This window comes from Flexivirga oryzae, from assembly GCF_014190805.1.
Lineage (GTDB): Bacteria > Actinomycetota > Actinomycetes > Actinomycetales > Dermatophilaceae > Flexivirga > Flexivirga oryzae.
The window spans coordinates 32,187-50,834 of the sequence record NZ_JACHVQ010000003.1 but is presented as its reverse complement, the minus strand read 5'-3'; the positions used below and the strand labels follow the sequence as shown (position 1 = coordinate 50,834).

General features: G+C 62.4%; 15 protein-coding genes and 1 pseudogene. 11 read left to right on the top strand and 5 right to left on the bottom strand.

Annotated elements, in window-relative coordinates:
- Positions 1–6 precede the first annotated feature (6 nt).
- Complete coding sequence (locus FHU39_RS17195; RefSeq protein WP_183321887.1) at positions 7–558, top strand: HutD/Ves family protein; 552 nt, start codon at positions 7–9, stop codon at positions 556–558.
- Between the two features lie 8 nt (positions 559–566).
- Here FHU39_RS17195 and FHU39_RS17190 read toward each other — a convergent pair whose 3' ends face one another.
- Positions 567–1,019 (bottom strand): YdeI/OmpD-associated family protein, encoded by a 453-nt coding sequence (locus FHU39_RS17190; RefSeq protein WP_183321884.1) that lies wholly within the window; start codon positions 1,017–1,019, stop codon positions 567–569.
- 127 nt (positions 1,020–1,146) lie between these two features.
- Here FHU39_RS17190 and FHU39_RS17185 point away from each other — a divergent pair, with 127 nt between their 5' ends.
- Positions 1,147–2,352 (top strand): AAA family ATPase, encoded by a 1,206-nt coding sequence (locus tag FHU39_RS17185; protein WP_183321883.1) that lies wholly within the window; start codon positions 1,147–1,149, stop codon positions 2,350–2,352.
- Positions 2,353–2,959: 607 nt separating this feature from the next.
- Here FHU39_RS17185 and FHU39_RS17180 read toward each other — a convergent pair.
- Both FHU39_RS17180 and FHU39_RS17175 read right to left on the bottom strand, forming a co-directional pair.
- The gene (locus FHU39_RS17180; RefSeq protein ID WP_183321881.1) at positions 2,960–3,769 is read right to left on the bottom strand and encodes a hypothetical protein; all 810 of its coding nucleotides are present in this window, start codon (positions 3,767–3,769) and stop codon (positions 2,960–2,962) included.
- Positions 3,770–3,809: 40 nt separating this feature from the next.
- Positions 3,810–4,244: a hypothetical protein gene (locus FHU39_RS17175; protein WP_183321879.1), complete on the bottom strand. Its 435-nt coding sequence runs from the start codon at positions 4,242–4,244 to the stop codon at positions 3,810–3,812.
- Positions 4,245–4,261: 17 nt separating this feature from the next.
- Here FHU39_RS17175 and FHU39_RS17170 point away from each other — a divergent pair, with 17 nt between their 5' ends.
- From FHU39_RS17170 to FHU39_RS17145, 6 genes are all read left to right on the top strand, one after another.
- A complete protein-coding gene (locus FHU39_RS17170) occupies positions 4,262–6,346 on the top strand; it encodes an N-6 DNA methylase (RefSeq protein WP_183321877.1) in 2,085 nt (694 codons plus the stop codon).
- A complete protein-coding gene (locus FHU39_RS17165; RefSeq protein WP_183321875.1) occupies positions 6,343–7,575 on the top strand; it encodes a restriction endonuclease subunit S in 1,233 nt (410 codons plus the stop codon). The genes FHU39_RS17170 and FHU39_RS17165 overlap by 4 nt, the downstream gene beginning before the upstream one ends.
- A gap of 2 nt (positions 7,576–7,577) precedes the next feature.
- Entirely contained in the window at positions 7,578–10,667 is a 3,090-nt protein-coding gene (locus tag FHU39_RS17160; RefSeq protein ID WP_343065960.1) for a type I restriction endonuclease subunit R, read from the top strand.
- Positions 10,664–11,494: a CBS domain-containing protein gene (locus FHU39_RS17155; protein ID WP_183321873.1), complete on the top strand. Its 831-nt coding sequence runs from the start codon at positions 10,664–10,666 to the stop codon at positions 11,492–11,494. Before FHU39_RS17160 ends, FHU39_RS17155 begins: the two co-directional genes overlap by 4 nt.
- On the top strand, positions 11,487–12,413 hold the full coding sequence (locus tag FHU39_RS17150) for a DUF5655 domain-containing protein (protein WP_183321871.1): 927 nt from the start codon (positions 11,487–11,489) through the stop codon (positions 12,411–12,413). Before FHU39_RS17155 ends, FHU39_RS17150 begins: the two co-directional genes overlap by 8 nt.
- Before the next feature lie 118 nt (positions 12,414–12,531).
- Complete coding sequence (locus tag FHU39_RS17145) at positions 12,532–12,981, top strand: helix-turn-helix domain-containing protein (protein ID WP_183321869.1); 450 nt, start codon at positions 12,532–12,534, stop codon at positions 12,979–12,981.
- Positions 12,982–13,289: 308 nt separating this feature from the next.
- Here the strand turns inward: FHU39_RS17145 and FHU39_RS17140 are convergent, their stop codons facing one another.
- Positions 13,290–13,904 carry an SLATT domain-containing protein gene (locus FHU39_RS17140; protein WP_183321867.1) on the bottom strand — a complete coding sequence of 205 codons (615 nt, stop codon included), beginning with the start codon at positions 13,902–13,904 and terminating at the stop codon, positions 13,290–13,292.
- Between the two features lie 222 nt (positions 13,905–14,126).
- On the opposite strand from FHU39_RS17140, the gene FHU39_RS17135 reads away from it, so the two are divergent.
- The 3 genes and pseudogenes from FHU39_RS17135 to FHU39_RS17125 all read left to right on the top strand — a co-directional run.
- Positions 14,127–15,131, top strand: a complete 1,005-nt coding sequence (locus FHU39_RS17135; RefSeq protein ID WP_183321865.1) for a hypothetical protein — start codon at positions 14,127–14,129, stop codon at positions 15,129–15,131.
- On the top strand, positions 15,121–16,587 hold the full coding sequence (locus FHU39_RS17130; protein WP_425484791.1) for an anti-phage phosphoesterase: 1,467 nt from the start codon (positions 15,121–15,123) through the stop codon (positions 16,585–16,587). The genes FHU39_RS17135 and FHU39_RS17130 overlap by 11 nt, the downstream gene beginning before the upstream one ends.
- Before the next feature lie 223 nt (positions 16,588–16,810).
- A pseudogene (locus FHU39_RS17125) lies at positions 16,811–17,113 on the top strand (integrase core domain-containing protein); the annotation flags it as partial.
- A gap of 624 nt (positions 17,114–17,737) precedes the next feature.
- Here the strand turns inward: FHU39_RS17125 and FHU39_RS17120 are convergent.
- Entirely contained in the window at positions 17,738–18,457 is a 720-nt protein-coding gene (locus FHU39_RS17120; protein ID WP_183321861.1) for a DUF6994 family protein, read from the bottom strand.
- Positions 18,458–18,648 lie beyond the last annotated feature (191 nt).

Here is an 18,648-nt window from a genome sequence, read left to right as displayed (position 1 = left end):
AAATCAATGACAACCGTCACACGCTTCGCGGACGCAACGACGATGCCCTGGCTCGGCGGTGGCGGCATTACCCACGAGCTGGCGCGCCACCCGGAGCACGGCGATTTCGGCTGGCGGCTGAGCGTCGCGGAGGTGCAGCAGGACGGCGCGTTCTCCCGGCTGGATGGCGTCGACCGGGTGATCGTGCTGTGCTCACCGCGCCGGATGACGTTGCACACCCCGGAAACGGTGGAGCTGGAACGCTTTTCGCCATACAGCTTCGACGGCGGACTCCAGGTCAGCTGCACAGTGCCGGACGGTCCGACGCAGGACTTCAACGTGATGACGCGCCGCGGTGTGTATGTCGCCGACGTCCGGACCATCGTCGCGGATCGATCGGAGGTGACCGCACCGACCGGAGCGCAGCTGTTCGTGGTGTGCCTCGACGGCAGGGTGCGCTGTGGTGACGAGCTGGGTGCCTTCGACCTGGCGCGACTCGAGGAGGGCGAGCCGGTGACGGTCGACGCCACCGAGGGCGCGGCTGCGCTCATCACCCTGAAGGCGATACCGGTCGGGTAACCGAAGGCTCAGCGGAGCGGCTTGCCCGCGATGAGGTTCGCGAGCGTGGTTGCAACACGCTGTTCCCGGGTCTCCGGCCGCTTCGCGCTGTTGATCCAGGTCACGTATTCGTTCTGCTTCGTGTACGAGAGAGTCGCGAAATAGCGTCCGGCTTCGGGGTGTTCGGCGAGTCCGGCTGCGACTTCGGGCGGAAGTTCAACCTCGCGCGGCGCTGTGTCGAGCGCAAGCTGCACGGTGAGCCGGTCGCCGGCGTGCACTCCCGCCTCGGCGCGGTGCGCCTTGTTGATGCCGAAGAGGAACTGGCCGCCCATCCGCGCGATCGACGTGCGGTAGGTGTAGCCGTTCAGGGTGACCACGACTTTCGGCCGTTTGCCACCGCCGAGCGCCTCCACGATGTCGTCGGGCACCGTGATGCCGAGGTTGTCCTTGCCGTGCAGTTCGACGGTGGCTGCAAACTCCATGCTCGATCCTTCGGTTCGCGAGGCTGTTCCGGCGATCCTGCCAGGTATGACGGACCGCTGTGCGAACTCGATGCGACACGCTAACGATGTATCGGACAATCCCTAGATTCCCGCATACAGTCCTCGCGTGGACCCGATACGCAACCCTTACGCGCCCGGTGCCGGGCAGCGCCCACCGGAGCTCGCCGGCCGTGACGACGAGCTGCGCACGTTCGACGTGGTGCTGGAGCGCATCGCCCGCGGTCGCCCGGAGCGCTCGATCGTACTCACCGGGCTGCGCGGCGTCGGCAAGACGGTGCTGCTGAATGCGTTGCGGTCTGCGGCTGTTCGGGCGAAGTGGGGCACCGGCAAACTGGAGGCGCGTCCGGACCAGCGGCTGCGCCGGCCGCTGTCGTCCGCGCTGCACCAGGCGGTGCGCGAGCTCGGGCACTCCCAGCAGGGCGATGTCGACCAGGTGCTCGGAGTTATCAAGTCGTTCGCGCAGCGGGACGCGGGGGCCAATGCGAAGCTGCGGGACCGGTGGAACCCGGGCATCGACGCACCGGCGGTCACCGGTCGTGCCGACTCGGGTGACATCGAGATCGACCTGGTCGAGTTGCTGTCGGACGCAGGCGGATTGGCTGCGGACATGGGTCGCGGCATCGCGATCTTCATCGACGAGATGCAGGACCTGGACCCCGAGGACGTGTCGGCGCTGTGCGCGGCATGCCACGAGATCAGCCAGGCGTCGCTGCCGGTGATCGTGGTCGGCGCCGGCCTGCCGCACCTGCCGGCGGTGCTGTCAGCGTCGAAGTCGTACAGCGAGCGCCTCTTTCGCTATGCCCGCATCGACCGCCTCCCGCGGGAGGCGGCGGACCGGGCACTGCAGTCGCCGGCGCAGGAGGAGGACGCGGAGTTCGACACGGCCGCGCTCGATGCCATGTATGCCGCCACGGGCGGCTATCCCTACTTCATCCAGGCCTACGGCAAGGTCGCGTGGGATGTCGCGCCCGGCACTCCGGTGACGGCCGCCGACATCGACGTCGCCGCCCCCGCAGCCGAGGCAGAGCTCGCCGTCGGCTTCTTCGGATCCCGTTACGAGAGAGCCACTCCCGGCGAACGCGAGTACCTGCGGGCCATGGCGGACGCCGCGAGCGGCATACCCGACGAGGAGCGGGACGACGTCGAGTCCGTCCCCACTGCAGCAGTGGCCAAGGTGCTCGACCGCAAGCCTCAGTCGCTCTCTCCCGCGCGCGACGCACTGTTGAAGAAGGGGCTGATCTACTCCGGCGAGCGTGGCCGCATCGCCTTCACTGTTCCCCACTTCGGGAAGTATTTGCGCAGCGTCAGTTGAGGCTCGCTAGCTAACGAGTCGCTGTCGCCGCGGGCCCCGACCGATCCTGCTATGTCGAAGTCGAGACCGAAAAGCACTCGCTCAGCGTCGACCGGCTGTGGGCCATCGCGGACGCACTCGGAGTGACCACGTCGGACCTCGTCTCGACTCGCAGTTCGTCGGAATTGTCCGCCCAGGGCAGACGGAGTTGGTACAACGTGACGGGCTGAATGGACTTCGGTCATCCTCGGCCACGGTCGTGAGGTTAGATGTGGACAAGCGGCCGTCGGCATCGCTGGAATGGAGGAGGCTCGTGGGACCAGATCGTGAATCATCGGCACTCGACATCTTTGTCGACGCTTTGGAGGCGAAGAGTGATCAGGAGTACTTCCGCCAACTTGTGACGAGGACTGACGTTCCTGAGGGCCTTGTCGTGGTCTCGCGTCCTCTTGGGTCGGCAGGTCCGGAGGAGAGCTTGCCGGGTGGTCCCGATTACTTTCCCGGTCTTGGCGGCAGCTTCCACAGCTGGTACGTCGGTCCAGGCGACGAGGCGGTGTTTCGGCTGGGTGGCGCCGAACGGGTTGTTGCCAGCCCGGACCGATGACCTATGTGGTGAACCGTCCAAGGACTATGGATACCCGAGCAGATGCCAGCGGTGCTGACCGGTGAACCACATGCCGGTGCGGCGTGATTTGCGGTACTGACCAAGCCATCCGAATGGCCGGACTATGACATCGACTCGCCAAGAGCGCGTGGTCGCTGGCAGCGTCTCACCACCATGCACGAGGTCGGCGTACCACCCGGGGTATTGGCTCGTGATGATGGTCGCGGTGGCCGGATTCGAAGTGGAGTCGATGATCCATCGCGGAGGCTCAGTGGACCGCCCTCCAAGGAAGTCGGGCAGCACAGGCACGGCCGCGTGAAGGGATGAATGGAAGGGGTCCGATCCACCGAGGCAATGCTTCTGGATCCACGGGTGCTCTTCGAGCGTTGTGTTGCGCCGAAGTTGCTGGAAGGGCTGCGACGGCAGGCCGCAGGCTTCGGTCACTTGCTTGTCGAGGTGGTAGAAGGCTGAGCAGTCGGGGTGTCCGGCCCATGTCGTGATGAGTGCGATGTCTTCGCCCCACCAATCGTCGAAGAGCGCGAGTATCGGGTGATCTGTTGGGCGACCGAGCTCGATCCATGCAGCCAGTCCGATGTCTGGCCGGCGCCACCCGAGGCCAAAGATCGCGAGTTCCAAGACGCTGACAACAGCAGCTGCCTGCTCGATGTGGCCCGCCGTCTCCCGAAGACGGGCGCTCCAACGTGGGTATTCTCCGTCCGGGTCTGCCAGCGAACGCCAGGCGGCACTGTTCCAACGGACCCATTCCTCATCACGACCGAGAAAGGCAGCCTGCGAAGGCTGCGTGCAGCCGCGGTCAGCTGGGTTGACTGCCATCAGACTGCCCTCACGCCCGGTGCCAGACAAGGCGCCACGGTCATACCTCCATGCCGTCGATCAGATACGACGCGTCGTCGTCGAGGTCGTCCAGCACGGAAGCCACATCACCGGCTGTTGATGAGGTGTACGGATCCGTGTCCTCGAACGTCACCGACAGGAGTAGCTCTCGCAGTACGGCACCGGTCACCACGGACTTCATCTCCGCAACGTTGTACCGCGTGGGTGTCATCTTGCCCTCCTGAGCAAGCTGGAACGTCCCGTAGAGGAGGTCCGTCGCCGGACCCGTCAGGCCGTTGTGGAATGACAGCAGCCTGTCGCCCTCGGCGGTCTCGACGTAGAAATCGACAGTTGTCACAGTGTGTTGCCCTCCCTGGTGTCCGCAGCATCTCGGAGTATGCCGCAACGTCTCACGGCCCGTCGCCAAGATGATGCTGACCGGTTCGGTGTCTTGCCGGGCGGTGCCGATGGCCACCGACTAACCTCACGAGGGTGTCAGGAGTCGAGGGTTTCAGCGACAAGGTTTCGTTCATCTGGTCCGTGGCGGACCTGCTGCGTGGGGACATCCGCCAGCACGAGTACGGCCAGTTCATCTTGCCGTTCGTGGTGTTGCGCCGGCTGGATTGCGCGTTGGAGGCGACCAAGCCGGAGGTGATCGCGAAGGCGAAGGCGCTGGCCGGGAAGGTCGACAACGTCGACCCGATCCTGGAGCGGGTCACCAATCAGCCCTACTACAACATCTCCCCGCTGACCTTCACTGAGCTGTTGAATGACCCGCCCAACGTGGGCAAGAACCTGCGCTCGTATGTCGCGGGCTTCTCCCGGGACGCGGCGGATGTGCTGGAGAAGTACCGGCTCGCGGAGCGGATCGACACCCTGGACAAGGCGGGCCTGCTCTATCAGGTGGTGGCGAAATTCGCCGACATCAACCTGCACCCGAAGCTGGTCCCGAACGAGGCAATGGGTTACATCTTCGAGGAGTTGTTGCGGCGTTTCTCGGAGATGCAGAACGAGACCGCCGGTGAGCACTTCACCCCGCGTGAGGTGATCAAGCTGATGGTCAACATCCTCTTCAGCGAGGATGAGGAGGCGTTGTCCGGGCCGGCGCCGGTGCGGATGATGCTCGACCCGGCCTGCGGCACCGGCGGCATGCTGTCCACCGCCCAGGAGCACCTGAAGACCCTGAACCCAGACGCACACCTGGAGGTCTACGGGCAGGAGCTGAACCCGGAGACGTGGGCGATCTGCCGATCCGACATGCTCATCAAGGGCGAGGACCCGGACAACATCGTGCTGGGCAATAGCTTCACCGCCGACGGGTTCCCCACGACACGGTTTGACTACCTGTTGGCGAACCCGCCGTTCGGGGTGGACTGGAAGAAGTATGCCGACCCGATTGTCGCCGAGGCCGAGAACGAAGGCGTGGACGGGCGTTTCGGTGCCGGACTGCCGCGGGTGAGTGACGGGTCGTTCCTGTTCCTGCAGCACATGATCGGGCACATGAAACCGGTCGTCGGCTCCGGCGGCGGATCCCGGCTGGCGATCGTCTTCTCCGGCAGCCCGCTGTTCTCCGGGGCGGCCGGGTCGGGTGAGTCGAACATCCGGCGCTGGATCATCGAGAACGACTGGCTCGAAGCCATCATCGCGCTACCGGACCAGCTGTTCTACAACACTGGCATCTCGACGTATTTCTGGGTGTTGACCAACCGCAAGAGCGCCGACCGGAAAGGCAAGATCGCCCTGATCGACGCCCGTGGCGCTGCGTCGAAGATGCGCAAGAGTCTTGGCAACAAACGCCATTACCTCACCGACGAGACAATCGCCGAGCTGACTCGATTGTATGCCGACGCGCCCCAACTGGCCGACTCCGACGACGAACCGCGGGTGAAGGTGCTCCCGAACGAAGCCTTCGGGTTCCAGCGCATCGCCGTCGAGCAACCACTCCGTCGCCGCTGGCAGATCACCGACGAAGTCCTCGAAGCTCTGGCTGAGTCCAAGCAATGGCAGAAGCATGTTGCCGGTCGACCAAGCGAACCTGGCGCTGGCCGAGTAGGCGGAGGAGCGCAGCGGGGGAGCCGTATCGAGGTCGCGCCTCCCACGTCCACCGCCGCGGCAGAGCTATCCCCAGCGGCGGTTGAGCGACCTCCGGCGGTTGAGCTTGTCGAAACCCTCGCCGCCTACCTCGGCAAGGACTACGCATCCGAGAAGGACCTCATCGCCGAGCTCAGCCCGGTCATCTCCGCACCCGTCGCCAAGCACCTCGCCAAGCTCGCCGCGGTCCCCGACCCGGATGCGCCGATCATCACCGACCGCAAGGGCAACCCGCTGCCCGACCCGGACCTCCGTGACTACGAGAACGTGCCACTCGGCGAAGACGTCGACCTCTATCTGAAGCGCGAGGTGCACCCGTACGCTCCCGAAGCCTGGATCGACCACAGCAAGACCAAGATCGGCTACGAGATACCGCTTACCCGGCACTTTTACGCCTACACCCCGCCGCGGCCAGTTGCCGAGATCGACAAGGAGATCTCCGAACGTGAAACGCGGATCCGGGAGCTGCTTCGAGGACTCGCATGACCGAAATAGTCGCGTTGCGTCGAGTTGCTGACATTGTCGCGGGTCAGTCTGCACCCTCCGACGCCGTAACCGACCTGTCCGGTGGTCTGCCGTTCCTGCAGGGAAACGCAGAGTTCGGCAGGGAGTACCCGACGCCGAAGTACGAGTGCGCAACAGCGCCGAAGAGGTGTCAACGTGGCGACCTGCTTCTGTCGGTCCGAGCACCGGTTGGGGCAATGAACTTCGCAGACCGCGCCTATGGGATAGGCCGTGGCCTGGCTGCACTGCGGGCTCGGACGGGCGATTCGAGATACTTGCATTACGCGCTAACAGCCAGTAGTCAGGAACTCCGCGCCGCATCCTCGGGAAGCACGTTTGACGCAGTAACTGGCGACGACCTACGAGAGCTCTCTATCTGCTGGCAGCCAGATGCACTACAGCGGCGCATCGCAGATTTCCTGGACGACCAGGTCGCCCGTATCGACGAGATCATCCGCCTCCGCGAGGACCAGATCCCTGCGTTGGAGCGTCGCAGATTTGGTTTGCGCGGAGAGATCTTTTCGAAGGGTGTCTCGTTGGCGGAGCAGGTTCAGAGTCATCCGATTCTCGGGCCGTTGCCGGGCGGTACGCGTGTCATGGCCGTTAAGCGGGTGGTGCGCGATGTTGGGGTCGGTGTGGTTGTGAATCCCTCAAGCTACGTAAGCGAAACGGGACGCCCGTTTCTTCTTGGTCGAAACGTGCGAGATGGATGGATCGAGACTGTTGATGTGAATCGGATCTCGGACGAAAACAACCGATGCCTACCAGCGTCGCGTCTCAAGGCTGGTGATGTCGTGATGATGAGAGTCGGTTACCCCGGGCGATCTGCCGTCGTCCCGCCTGAATTGGATGGTGCGAACTGTGCATCGATCCTCATATTCAAGAGTCCGTACGGCGTTAGATCGGACTACCTGTGTGAGTTTTTCAATGGCCCGCAGGGGCGCGCGCAAATTAGTCTCGCCGCCTATGGCGCGGCTCAGGCTGCGGTGAACGTCGGCGACGTTGTTGAGTTCCTGCTTCCGGTGCCACCGTTGGAAGAGCAAGCGGAAGCAATGCGGATATTTCGCGCTAAGACGGACGGTATTGATCAGGTGAGCATCGAGATCGTCCGAGAAGTGGAGCTCCTGCACGAGCGGAAGCGGTCGCTGATCACTGCAGCGGTGACGGGTGAGTTCGACGTGACGACGGTATCGGGGAGAGGGGTGGCGTAATCGTGGTGGGGAAGCACTCGGAGGAGGCGTTCGAAGAGTCGATTGAGCGGCATCTGTTGGAGCGCGGCTGGCACCAGGGGCAGGCTTCGTCGTACCGGACGGATCTGGGCTTCGACGGGTTCGAGCTGATCTCCTTCGTCCAGGCGTCGCAGCCGGACGCCTGGGAGAAGCTGGAAAACCATTACGGGTCAACGGATGCCGCACAGACTGCGCTCTACAAGCGGATCAGCGACGAGATCGATGCTCGCGGCACGCTGGACGTGCTGCGGAGCGGGGTTGAGGTCAACTGGGTCAGTTTCGATCTGGCGTATTGGCGGCCGGCGCACCGGATCACTCCGGAGTTGTGGGACCTGTATGCGTTGAACCGGTGCACGGTGACCCGGCAGGTGCATCACAGCGAGTCGAACCCGCACGACAGCATCGACATGATGCTGTCGATCAACGGGATCCCGGTCGCGACCGCGGAGTTGAAGAACCAGGTGACCGGGCAGGGGGTGCAGCAGGCGCAGCACCAGTACGAGAACGACCGCAACCCGGCGGACCTGCTCTTCCGGGCACGGTCGATCGTGCATTTCGCGGTGGACCAGGATGTGGTGTCGATGACCACCCGGTTGGCGCGGGAGCAGACTCGGTGGTTGCCGTTCAACCAGGGTTCCGGTGGTCCCGGTCAGCAGGGTGGCGAGGGGAACCCAGTGAACCCGGGCGGGTACAAGACGGCGTATCTGTGGGAGCAAGTCTGGGACCGTGACGCTTGGCTGGAGCTGTTCGGGTCGTTTGTGTCCGAAGACACCACGGGTGCGAAGAAGTCGGCGAAGGTCAAGGCGCACGAGCGGCGTTGGTTGTTCCCGCGGTTCCATCAGTGGCACGCGGTGCACACCGTGACCGCGCACGCTCGGTCGTACGGGCCGGGTCACAACTATCTGCTGCAGCACTCGACAGGGTCGGGGAAGTCGAACACGATCGCATGGCTCGCGTCGGCGTTGGCGACGTTGCATACCCCGTCCGACGACGCAGACCTGGGCAAGGGAGCCCAAACGGTCGGATTGAGCACGGATCAGCCGGTGTTCTCCAGAGTGATCATCGTGACCGACCGGGTAGTGCTGGATCGGCAGTTGCAGGACACGGTGACCGGGTTCGAGCACACGCCGGGCACGATCCAGAAGATCGACGAGAACTCTGCCCAGTTGCGGGCGGCGTTGGAGTCGGCCAAGGCGCGGATCATCATCACCACGCTGCAGAAGTTCCCCGTCGTTGCTGAGCACGCCACCCAGCTTGCCGGGGCACGGTTCGCGGTGATCGCTGATGAGGCGCACTCCTCGCAGACCGGTGAAGCCGCAACTGATCTCAAGGCCGTGCTCACCGGCAAGAAGGGCGAGGACGCCCTGAAGGCAGCCGAGTCCGCGGAGGCTGCGGATGACGCGAAGTCGGATGGGCAGGACAAGCTGGCGGCCCGGGCCGCGGCGCGGGGGAAGCAGCCGAACCTGTCGTTCTTCGCGTTCACCGCGACCCCGAAGCAGAAGACGTTGGAGACCTTCGGAGAACGCATCCCGGACACCACGGCCCCGGAGGGGTTCCGGTTGGTGCCGTTCCACTTGTATTCGATGCGGCAGGCGATCGAGGAGGGGTTCGTCCTCGATGTCTTGAAGAATTACCTGACCTACTCGGTGTACTACCGGCTGGCCAATGGCCTGTCCAGTGATGACCCGGAGCTGCCGAAGGGCAAGGCCGCGGCAGCGTTGGCACGGTTTGCGTCGTTGCACCCGTCGGCGTTCAGTCAGAAGGCCGAGATCATCGTCGAACACTTCCGCGCTCACACGGCGGCGAAGATCGGCGGCCACGCCAAAGCGATGGTGGTCACCCGGTCGCGATTGCACGCGGTGCGGATGAAGCAGGCGATCGACGCCTACATCACCTCGAAGAAGTACACAGACATCGCGGCGCTGGTCGCGTTCTCCGGGACCGTGACCGACCCGGATGTGCCAGAGGTGCAGTTCACCGAGCCGACAATGAACGGCTTCTCCGAAGGACAGTTGCCGAAGAAGTTCAAAACCGACGACTACCAGGTGCTGATCGTCGCGGAGAAGTACCAGACCGGGTTCGACGAGCCGTTGCTGCACACGATGTATGTCGACAAGAAGCTCGAAAACGTTCGAGCGGTGCAGACCTTGTCGCGGTTGAACCGGATCGCGCCGGGCAAGACCGACACGTTCGTGCTGGACTTCGTCAACGACGCCGACGACATACAGGCTGCGTTCGCGCCGTTCTTCGAACGCACCTGGGCCCAACCCACGGACCCGAACATCCTGTCCAACCTGAAGACCCGGCTCTGGCAAGCTGGTGTGCTGGACGGTGACGAGGTCGACACGTTGGTTGACGCGCTGCTTGCGCAGACCGGTGAGACCAACGAAGCGCTGTACGCGCAAACCGATCTGGCCCTAGCCCGGTATCTGGCGTTGCCGGAGGACGAGCGGGAAGAGTTCCGCACCGCGCTACGCGACTTCACCCGGCTCTACGCCTTCCTCGCGCATGTTGTCCCGGTCGGGTCACCCGACATGGAACGAATCTACCTCTACGGCCGCGTGCTGTTGCCGCGGCTACCCGGCGAGGACGAGGACGGCATCGTCGACCTGTCCGGTGCCGCAGTCCTGACTCACTTGCGGATCGAGAATTCCGCCTTCACCGACGCATCGCTGACCACGGTCACGGATGAGGAGTCCGAACAGACCGGGCACAAAGGCACCGGTCAGGGCAAACAGCACGACGACCCACGGGAGCGGTTGTCGTCGATCATCGGCCTGCTCAACGAACGCTTCGGCACCAACCTCACCGAAACGGACCAGCTGTTCTTCGAACAGGCACAAGCGGATCTGGCTGACAACGAGCACGTGACCGCGGTCGCGCAACACAACGACGAAGACCAGTTCATGTCCGTCTTCGACGACTACCTCGAAGGCGCCATGATCGACCGCCACGACATCAACAGCGGCCTGTTGCAAGCGTTCCTCGACAAACCCGACTTCCGACAAGCCCTCACCCAGATGATCGGCCGGGAGTTCTACAAGACGATTCGTGACGCAGGTGAGAGCGCATGACCTCGGACGTGCATGACGAGTTCCGTGCCAGACGCGTGGCACCTGCTGCCACTGATGAGCGCTGGTCGCCGTTTGTGGCCAGCCAGTTATCGACCTCTCTGGAGGGGGCTGTCTCGATCTCGATTAGCGAGTCGTGCGCTGTGGCGCTAGATCGTTTGGTGTCGGCCGAATTCGACCAGGCGCCAGTCCATTCCGGAGGTGAGACCATTGGATGGGTGCACCTTCGAGACCTCAAGATGGGCGAAGGCACGGTGGAGGAGTGCTTGACTCCGCTGAGTCGGACCCCGATCGTCGCCGCGACGACATCCCTATCGCATGTGCTGCCCGCAGTGCGGAGTGGCTTCGTGTTTACAGTCCACGGTGCCGGATTGAGTGGGTTCGTCGTGCCCAGCGATTTGGATCGGCACGCAGTGCGTGGGCACTTCTACCTCACGATCGCCGAGATCGAGATGTGCTTGTCCGACCTTGTTGGCGCTGGTGTACCCGATGCGAATATTGAAGCGCTCGTCTGTCACTCAGCTGGGGCTGGTCGCTTCAAGAGGGCACGCAAGGAGGGCAAGGACACCAGGATTGTCGAGTACCTCGATTTGAGAGATCTACTCAATGTGTATGCCAACCGGGTGGATCTGGAAGTGCCCGAGCGCGTCTCAGCGACGATGGATGAACTCCCTGAATTCCGGAACGTGATTATGCACGCCACCAAGCCACTGGTCGTCGAGTACCCACCACAGCGTCTCGCCGACCTCGATGCGCGGATACGTGAGCTTCGTGACTACGTGTGCAAGGCAGCCGAACACGTCGCGCCGAGGGGATGGTTTGGTGTCTGATCTGAAGCTCTTCCGCATCACGAATGGCGCGGCGGAGGAACTGTCCAGCTCCTCGGTAGCGCTGGAACGATCCCTTCAGGTGGTGATCGAACGGAACATGGAGACCCTGTTCGGTGTGCGTCTCCTAGCCTCGGAGTACTCCACTGGCGCGAAGCACGGTGGTCGGATGGACTCTCTGGGCATCGACGAGAACTACAGCCCGGTGATCTTCGAGTACAAGCGCGCCGTCAACGAGAACGTCATCAACCAGGGCTTGTTCTACCTGGACTGGCTGATGGACCACCGTGGAGACTTCAAGCTGCTGGTCCTCGATCGCCTCGGAACAGAAGCAGCGGACGCGATCGACTGGCGCAATCCACGACTGATCTGTGTCGCGGGCGGCTTCACCCGATACGACGAGCACGCGGTGCAACAGATGAACCGCAGCATCGAACTCGTGCGCTACCGCGATTTCGACGGCGAGTTGCTGGCCCTGGAACTAATGAGTGGGACGAAGGTCGACGCCACGGGCACCGAGGGCGCGCCGGCAACTCCTGGACCTAGGACGGGCAGCGTTGCCGCGACGAAGACCGTCACCGAGTACCTGGCGCAGTCTCCAACGGAATTGCAGGACCAGTACGAGGCGCTCGAAGCCTTCTGCGTCGCACTGGGTGACGATGTCACCAAGAAGACTTTGAAGTACTACTTCGCCTTCCGCCGCTTGAAGAATTTCGCCTGCGTCGAAGTGCATCCGCAGACACGGAACCTGCTGCTCTACCTCAAAGTCGACCCTGACTCGCTCACGCTGGAAGAAGGATTCAGCCGCGATGTCAGATCCATCGGCCACTTCGGGACCGGAGATCTTGAGTTGCGGCTACGCGGGCCGGAGGACCTGCAGCGCGCTCAGCCATTGATCGAGCGCTCCTACGACGAGAGCTGAGTAGGTGTTTGGCGCAGGCTCGCACACGTCACCGAAGGCGCCCAGATGCAGCGCAGATTACAGCTTGGCTACGCTCGGGGATGATACGTTCCGTATCAGCAGTGGAGGTGATGTGACCGTGGTCGAGGCTTCGCGCGAGAGCATTGAGGTGGCAGGCGTCGAACGTGGTGCTCTGGTCCGGCGGGCGCAGGAGCGGCTGGTCCGGATCGAGGACATCCGCGCGGCGTCTCGGCTGCGGCGCGGTGGTCGGACGCAGCGACAGATCGCAGAGATCCTGCACGTCACCCAGCCGCGGGTGCACCGCATGCTCATCGCGGCCGAGGCGATCGGGGATGGCGTCACCCCGGAAGAAGTGATCCTGCGGGCGACCGTGGACGGCGCCGACCGTGGCACGTTGGTGCAGACCCTGGCCGGGCTGACCTACACCTTCACCGAGTACGCCCCCGGGGTGATGGACGGGTCGCGGCCGGGGACCTGGTTGCAGGTGGAGGTGGCGGCCGCAAGTGGCCTGCTTACCGAGGACGAATTCGACCGGGTCCGCGCTGTCGTGCAGCCACCGGCTCCCTGACAAGCCAGCCCGCTGCCGGGTCCGGGGTGGACATCGGGGTCGCCCTTGCGCCGATAAGGCGCACGTATGTCAGGTGGGGTACGTCAATTCGCCAGCTTGCAACTCGCTGACCTGCAGCGAGGCGCTCTGGGCCAGTCAAAATCGAGTGAGTGGACGACTCAGGTCGGCGCGCCCCTACGCCGCATTCCGCGTGCCAAGGGACGGCTGATGACCGCGCGTGACCTACGTACCCGTCGCGGCGGCGGCTGCCGTCGCGTTGCAAAGCGCGCAGTGACACGAATCGGCGACGGTTTGCTGGGGACTACAACTCACCGATCAGCAGTGTCGGCGCCGGCTCCGCGTTGCTCCCCGCCCAGTGGACTGACCGACCGCTCCAGCGAGTCGACGAGGGTTCCAAGCTGAACAGTCCATGTCGCAGTTTCTGAGGACACGATTGAACCCAAGTCCTCTGCGACTGATCGCAGGATGGAGAGGCGTGCCCCTACGTCGGATTGACCGGTCGACGCCAGACACTCCTGTGCCCAGTCGAACACGAATTGGGTATGCAGTGCTCTGATTTGCTCGTGGGCCGCGAGATCTCGCATCCAGGCCAGAGACAGACCGAAGAAGCGGTCGAAGGCGATGCTCGCACCCGCTGCCGCGAGGAAGGCGTACCCCCAACTCGGGCTCGACGAGGTGGACGAAGCCGAGATGGCCAACGGCCAGATGCTTCCCAGAGCGGTGAGCAAGATCGCGAAGGCGCGCAACGTTCGCGATGCAACTCGCTTGCGTCGCTTATCTGAAAGATACCAACGGTCGACCTCCTCGATTTTCGAGACAACCGCACCGTGCAACTCGTTGAGCGCTCGCTCGACGTCACCGGTTGTTTGCGTGAGCCCGCCACCTAGCAGGCCCACATCCTGTCGACGTCCGTGCCCGAACATGTTTGCTCCTTGGTGCTGCGTGACTTGTCACAGGCTCAATGACATCATCGTGAACATGTCATTGACCACGAACGTTAACGGGTTGGCCCTCCGCGGAGGGCCCTGGCACGTGGCGCGCTGGCACCGTTCGTGAGCAACAAGTCGACCGATTGTCCTGAGCTACTGGTCCACCAGCGGCTCACCATGCTGGCACGGCGATCACGGGGGAGGCACCCCCTCGACTTGGCGGACGACAATCCAGATCTCCTTGATGTCAATCGCCGGTCTCCCGGCAAGCCGCACATGTCGCCGGTCTTTCGACCCGAACTACACCCCTTGGACGCCGAGTGGTACTTCACAGCCGACACCAGTTCGGCGCTTGCCGAGCGCTTGGGGTCCGGCCCGGTCTGCCTGTTTGGCGCGCCGACTGTGGCTTGCGCGATGAAGCACGAGAGGTACGAACTGGTTGACACGAGTCCGTTTCTGGCCCAACGATTTCCTGATATTAAATTGTCGAATATATCCTCACTCGACCTTGACCGCGAGCACCCAAGTGGCACCTTCCGGGCGGTTCTACTTGATCCCCCGTGGTATCACCCATCGATGGAGCGGTGGGTATGGAACGCACTGGCGTGTATGGAAAACGGCGGAAGGATATTTATGCCACTTCTTGGAGAGGGCACACGTCCGACAGCGGCTGCGGAGCGCGCCAACTTGGTGGCCCATCTGCGAACCTTTGGCGACCTCAAGGTGATACGTGAGGATGTTGAGTACGACATCCCACTCTTCGAAGAGCGTGCGTTGCTGGCCCGGAACATAACCCTGACCCAGCCATGGCGTATCGCCGACCTCGCCGTTCTCACGGTGTCGTCAGCCCCCCAGCGCAGGAAGCCGACACGCTCCTTAGGAACTTTGCAAAAGTCCGCATGGGAGACGTTCTTAGTTGGCGGCCAAGTCATCAAGCTGCGCCGAGATATCGACCGAGAACGAATCGATGGCCAACTTCTTTCGGAGGTAGACGGCGTCGCCGAATACAACCTTGATTCTGTCAGCGCCCGAGACTCGCGACTTCGCAAAATTGATATTTGGACGTCACGTAACCGTGTTGCCCGGGTGGTCGATAGAGCTGAAATTCGCCAGCAGCTTCACTTTCTGGCAGCTTCTGGGGGCTTGTATCTAAGTAATGCTGACCGCCCCCACGATATAGCGCCTGAGTTAGCCGATTTCCTGGAGCTTAATGATGCCTAACACCATGATTCTACGATTTAGGGACTTCGAAGCGGACACGATCAGTGTCCATCGCGCCGTCCTTGAATCTCAAAGCGGAGTCTGGTGGGCATGGTGGAAGAAGGACTCCGAGCAAGGTCATGAACCAGAGATTGAGGCGCTGTCTCATCAGCTTCCCATTCAGATTGGTCTGATTAATCGACAGAGCGACACTCGATTCGTAGCTACGTGTACCAGGACCGCTGTAGGCCCAGGTAATTCGCGTCTCAAAAGCCCAGAACCCTCGCGAACACCTGCCTATTACCGAGACGCGGCATTTCCGGCTTGGTTCATGTTGACGTCAATCGATCAGATCACGAATAGTGAATGGGACCGGCGATTCGGTGCCGTCCCAGTGGGCGAACCAACGCTCTTTATCGTTCCAGAGAATTCACCTCAGGCGGCGCGACAGGCGCTCTATGACACGGTGAAGCGCAACCCCGTACCTGTGCGCAGCCCTGTAATTTTGCACCTTTCGGACCTGCATTTTGGGTCCGACTACGCGTTCCCCCTCGTCTCTCGCACAGTCCCAACTCAGAAAACTCCGTTGGACGAAGCCATTGTGGACGGACTGAAATCTGCGCAGGTTGATCCCATTGGCCTAGTCCTGGTGTCCGGCGATATCACCACGCACGGGGATGGATTCAATGATGCTCAGGTGTTCCTTGAGAGCCTGCTGGACCGATTGGGCTTGTCACCGGACCAAATGGTGATGGTTCCTGGAAACCACGACATTGAACTTGATAGCACAAAGACGACGCGTAGCTATGCTGCCGAGCTTCCCTTTCGAAACTTTGCGACCGTTGTTCACGGAGAAGCTGGGCGCAATCGAGAACTGAATCACCTTTCGTGGTTTAGCGTCGATGGTGCGCGTGAGATGCTGGTCCTCGGATTAAATTCTGTGAGGCCACGCAGTTCCGGAACGATGGATTATGGGTACGTCGGACGAGATCTTTATGGCCCCCTTCTTGAAGAGGCGCGAGAATTGCGCTCGGCGATTCTGGCCGAAGAGGGGACACCACCGCTGTGCATCGGCATGTTGCATCACCACGTGCTCCCAACGCCGCTGGTTGAGGATCCTGACGAGAAGCGTAAGGTGAGCCTTACTCTCGATGCGGGTCAGTTGATCGAGGATCTTCAGCGTGCGGGTTTTGATGCGATTCTGCACGGACATCAACATATTCCGTTCATAGGAAGTACGTCTCGATCATGGTGCGACGAGCAAACAGGAAAATGGGTCGTTCCACGGCCGATTCATGTGATAGGTGGGGGTAGCTGCGGTGCGAGAGTAGATCGTCTCTGGAATCAGATGCGGCAGAACGCAATCGGGGTCTACTCAGTTGGTGATGATCTGCTGAATGTTCGAATGTTTCAGTTCGCACCTGGTGCTCGGTTTAGTCAGTTTTTGCACGTGCCGCTGGCTATCCCATCGCGCTGATCTGGGTGGCATTGGTCCACTACTGTTCACGCTGGACCTGTTGCCGGGTAGTCGAAGGCACCCACCGTGCGTCCGACGGGCCGATCTTGGCGGTTGCACGGAGGACGGATCGACGCCAGTCTCATTTTCGTCGTTCAGGGGCAGTCTCAGAATCGGCGTTCGCCCAGGTTGGAAGTCTCAAAATCGCTGAGGCCGGACACGTTCCGAGCCCACCCAGTTTGACCACTCCGAGAGCCGATTCCGCAGTCGCAAATTCGTCACACGACTCAAGCATCACCAGCTCGTCGGATCAATGGGCAGAGTCGGTGCCTGCGGTGACAACGCAGCCATGGAAAGCTTCTTCGCCCTACTGCAAAAGGACGTCCTGAACACCCGCCGCTGGGCGACCCGTGAGGACCTGCGCATCCCGATCGTGACCTGGATCGAACGCACCTACCACCGACGCCGCCGCCAAGACCGCCTCGGCCGATTGACCCCGATCGAATACGAGACCAGCATGACCACACCAGCCAATCAGGCTGCGTAACTACAAACTGTCACCAAAACGTGCAGCAGTCCCGTCCGACGCGTTCGCCCGTCAGGATTGCTACCCGCGTTGGCAGCTATTGCCGTGGCGGCTGGCGAGCCACCGTACATTCGAGAATTCTGGAGGACCGCAGCACCGTGGACCGGTGCCTTTGTTGCTCGTGAGTCGGTTCTCTGGGCAATGAGCACCGTCGCGAAAGTCTGTCCACAGACGACCTGCGCGCGATTTTCAACGCCGCCAACAACACCTACGAAGGCGAGGACCCCCGCGAAGCGCTCAGCGTTTTGCCAATCGTCACTCGCGCCGCTTACGAGCAGTTCCCGCACCAAGAGTCAATTTTCAAAGAGGTCACACGTACTCACGCATTGCTTATTGATGGCACCGACGACCTTAAGGCAGAGGTGGTCAGCGACGCCGCGTGGCGGCAACTGTTCGACGCGCCCCTCGGTCGAGTCGTCGGCGCGACATTTTTCCTGCACACTGCAGCCACAGTCAACAACGGTTGGTACGACGACGCCTGGCTGGACCGCCCCGATCTCGAACCACTCTTCGCCGTCTGCCCTCGGGAAGTGATCACGCGCCGAGCCCAACAGCCGGCATGCTGGCACGGGACCAGTGACGGGCCTAAGAAGTGGACGGCAGTGACCGAAGCATCCGCGAGGCGCGTCGTTCAACGAATTCGATGCTCTGGCACCGATATTCGATGTAGCTGGCAACGTCTGTCGGGACGTGCGGTGCGGTGAAGTCGTCGAAGGGCAGCCAGAATCGGACGGCGGAGCAGTCATCGTTCACTAGGTCATGGAGGAGCCAGAAGGTCACGTAGCCCGGGAAGTCTTCGAACAGGTCGAAGAAGTCGGAGTAGCGGGCGAGCGTGGCCGCGAGGGGACTGGTCTCACCGATGTAATGGCGGCGGATGCATTCGAGCGTGAGGTCCATTCGGTCAGAGATGCGCCGTGTGCACCCGCGGGCCTGGTTGATCGTCCACTTGCCGCCGATGCGGTTGCCCGGCCACAGCATGAACCCGCCAATTGTGTAGCTGATGCGTAAAAACTCTGCATTCATCGCGTCAGGCAGCTGGCCGACGATAGAAGCCATTGCAGGCCACCGGGTGAAGGTCGCGATCACGCCGTCGCTGGACAGTGAGAACTCCCCGAGGGGAGATTGGTGGTGAAGGTAGTGGTCCCGTACCGAGCGGTCGAGTGTGAAGGTGGAGCCGCCGGGGAGGGGTTTGCTCCATAGGAGTTGGTGGTACTTGCGGAGGGTCGGGCTCGCGAAATCGGGATCCTTGCCGTTGGCGTCGGTTCGTAGATCGAACGCGGTATCGATCAGTTTGCCCTCGGTCATGTGTTTAGCCTACGAACCGGAGCCACAGCTTGGTGCCGGTTGCGCCGGCCTTGCGCGACGTGCCTGGGTATGGCGGTTCGTGGCCGGTCTCATTTTCGTCGTTCAGGCGCAGTCTCAGAATTGACGTCCACGCAGGTCGGAAGTCTCAGAATCGCTGACACCGGGCCGCCGGGCTGGGCGGCCTGCGTGCA